Source organism: Sphingomonas sp. URJC2 (assembly GCF_059803575.1).
Genome location: NZ_JAPFGX010000076.1, coordinates 1 through 2,405 on the forward strand (window position 1 = coordinate 1; position 2,405 = coordinate 2,405).

The window sequence follows — 2,405 nt, forward strand, 5'->3', positions numbered from 1 at the left end:
GTAAGCGGTGTTCTGACGGCACCTTGCTTGGCTCGGGGGCGGTGGTTGAAGTGCGGGGATGGACGAGCACCGCGTTACGACCGCATTGGACACCCACATTGGAGTGCCTCTGAAGCCTACTGGGCGGGTCGAGGTCCTTGGCCGACTGTCAGGTCGGCGCCGCGTCTGGACGGTTGAGCAGAAGCTGGAGCTGGTCGCCGAGATGGAGCGCTGCGATAACGTCGCGGCCTTTGCTCGCGAGCGGGAGATCAGCACGGCGCTGTTGTACACGTGGCGCAGGGAGCTGCGTTACGCGATGGAAGCCGCCAAGCTTCCGCCACGCGACGAGCCCATGTTTGTGCCGGTCGTGGGGGGCTCACCGCCGAGCTCGGGCGATAGCATTGAGGTCGAAGTTAGTGGTGCCGTGGTCCGGATAGGACAGGCCGTCAGGACCGATCTGGCCGTGGCGATCATTCAAGCCCTGCAGGCGGGAGCCAGCTGATGATTGGGATCGGTCCAGGTGCGAAGGTCATGGTCGCCACGCGCCCAGTGGATTTCCGCAAGGGACCCGATGCGCTGGCTGCGCTGGTCGGCGCGGAGTACGGCGGCGATCCCTATTCCGGCGTGATCTATGTGTTCCGGGCCAAGCGCAGCGACCGGATCAAGCTCGTCTGGTGGGATGGCACCGGGCTATGCCTGATGGCCAAGAGGCTGGAGTCCGGCGGGTTCAAGTGGCCGGCGATCCGGGACGGCGTGATGCGTCTGACGGCGGCGCAGTTGGGCGCCTTGCTCGAGGGTCTGGACTGGCGCCGGGTGCACGGCGGACGCCGCCCGATCGCCCCGCAGATTGCCGGTTGACGGGGGTTCCACCTGCTGATTCACTGCTGCCATGCTCATGGAAGCGGACCTTCCCAGCGACGTCGAAGCGCTCCGCGCGCTTGTCCTTGAGCAGGCCCGCGAGCTTGATGCGCTGAAGGTTTTCCAGGCTGAGGTCGAGCGCCTGAAGGCGATCATCGAGGCCCTGCAGCGGCACCGGTTCGGCCGCAGATCCGAGCAGCTCGATCCCGATCAGTTCGAGCTTGCCCTGGAGGAGGTCGAGACAGCTCTGGCTGAGGCTCAGCATGCCGTGGCCAAGGGATGCAAGGCGTCTGCGGATCGCCCGCGCAAGGTCAACCGCGGCTCGCTGCCTGCCCACCTGGAGCGGACCGAACAGGTCGTCGATGTCGAGGATAAGGCCTGCCCCTGCTGTGGCGGCGCGCTCCACCAGATCGGTGAGGACGTGGTCGAGCGGCTCGACGTCGTGCCGACCACCTTCCGCGTGCTGGTCACTCGCCGCCCGCGCTATGGCTGCCGCTCGTGCGAGGGCGCGATCGTCCAGGCACCGGCTCCGGCGCGGATCGTCGAGGGCGGCATTCCCACCGAGGCGCTGATCGCGCAGGTCCTGGTCGCCAAGTACGCCGATCACCTGCCGCTATACCGTCAGGCCCAGATCTACGCACGGCAAGGTATCCAGCTCGACCGATCCACCCTGGCGGACTGGGTCGGCCGGGCCGCCTGGTACCTGCGCCCCTTGCGCGATCACATCCTCGAGCGATTGCGACGATCCGAGCGGCTGTTTGCCGACGAGACCACGGCGCCGGTGCTCGATCCCGGCCGCGGGCGGACCAAGACGGGCCAGCTCTGGGCCTATGCCCGGGACGATCGACCATGGGGCGGCGAAGATCCGCCGATGGTGGCCTATGTCTATGCCGCTGACCGCAAGGGCGAGCGGGCCGAAGCCCATCTCGGTGACTTCGTCGGCGTTCTGCAGGTCGATGGCTTTGGCGGCTATGCCGCCTTGGCCAAGCGCCGGCAGCAGGTGAGCCTGGCTTTCTGCTGGGCGCACGTGCGGCGTAAATTCTACGAGCTGGCAGACAGCTCGCCGGTTGCCACCGAGGTGCTGCGCCGGATCGCCATGCTCTACGCGATCGAGGATCAGATACGCGGCACCTCGGCCGAGGAGCGCCGCGCCATGCGCGCCGAACAGGCCCGGGTCATCGTCGATGACCTGCACGTCTACCTCGAGGCGCGGCTCCGTCAGGTCAGCGCCAAGAGCAAGCTCGCCGACGCCATCCGCTACGCGCTGACCCGCTGGGCCGGGCTGTCGCTGTTCCTCGACGACGGCCGCATCGAGCTGGATTCCAACACCGTCGAGCGGTCGATCCGGCCGCTGGCCCTCAATCGCAAGAATGCCCTGTTTGCCGGCTCCGACGAGGGCGGCGACAACTGGGCGGTCATCGCCACGCTGATCGAGAACTGCAAGATCTCCGGCATCAACCCCCATGCCTGGCTGACCGAGACGCTGACCAAGCTTGCTGCCGGTCACCCCGCGAATGCGGTCGGCGAGCTGATGCCGTGGACCGCCGTGGCCTGAGCACACCGCTTAC

Annotated in this window: 3 protein-coding genes; all 3 read left to right on the forward strand. The window is 67.3% G+C overall.

The genetic code is table 11. The features are described 5' to 3' along the window. Window positions 1-58 precede the first annotated feature (58 nt). From OPU66_RS14820 to tnpC, 3 genes are read left to right on the forward strand one after another with little or no spacing between them, the layout of a single operon-like run. Entirely contained in the window at window positions 59-481 is a 423-nt protein-coding gene (locus OPU66_RS14820; RefSeq protein WP_498554420.1) for a transposase, read from the forward strand. Beyond that, the gene (tnpB, locus tag OPU66_RS14825) at window positions 481-837 is read left to right on the forward strand and encodes an IS66 family insertion sequence element accessory protein TnpB (protein WP_169041454.1); all 357 of its coding nucleotides are present in this window, start codon (window positions 481-483) and stop codon (window positions 835-837) included. The genes OPU66_RS14820 and tnpB overlap by 1 nt, the downstream gene beginning before the upstream one ends. Window positions 838-868: 31 nt before the next feature. Further along, entirely contained in the window at window positions 869-2,392 is a 1,524-nt protein-coding gene (tnpC, locus tag OPU66_RS14830) for an IS66 family transposase (protein WP_498554421.1), read from the forward strand. Window positions 2,393-2,405 lie beyond the last annotated feature (13 nt).

Excerpts from the sequence above, each read along its gene's own strand:
- tnpC (WP_498554421.1), top strand. The coding sequence starts at position 869 with ATGCTCATGGAAGCGGACCTTCCCAGCGACGTCGAAGCGCTCCGCGCG.
- tnpB (WP_169041454.1), top strand. The coding sequence starts at position 481 with ATGATTGGGATCGGTCCAGGTGCGAAGGTCATGGTCGCCACGCGCCCA.
- OPU66_RS14820 (WP_498554420.1), top strand. The coding sequence starts at position 59 with ATGGACGAGCACCGCGTTACGACCGCATTGGACACCCACATTGGAGTG.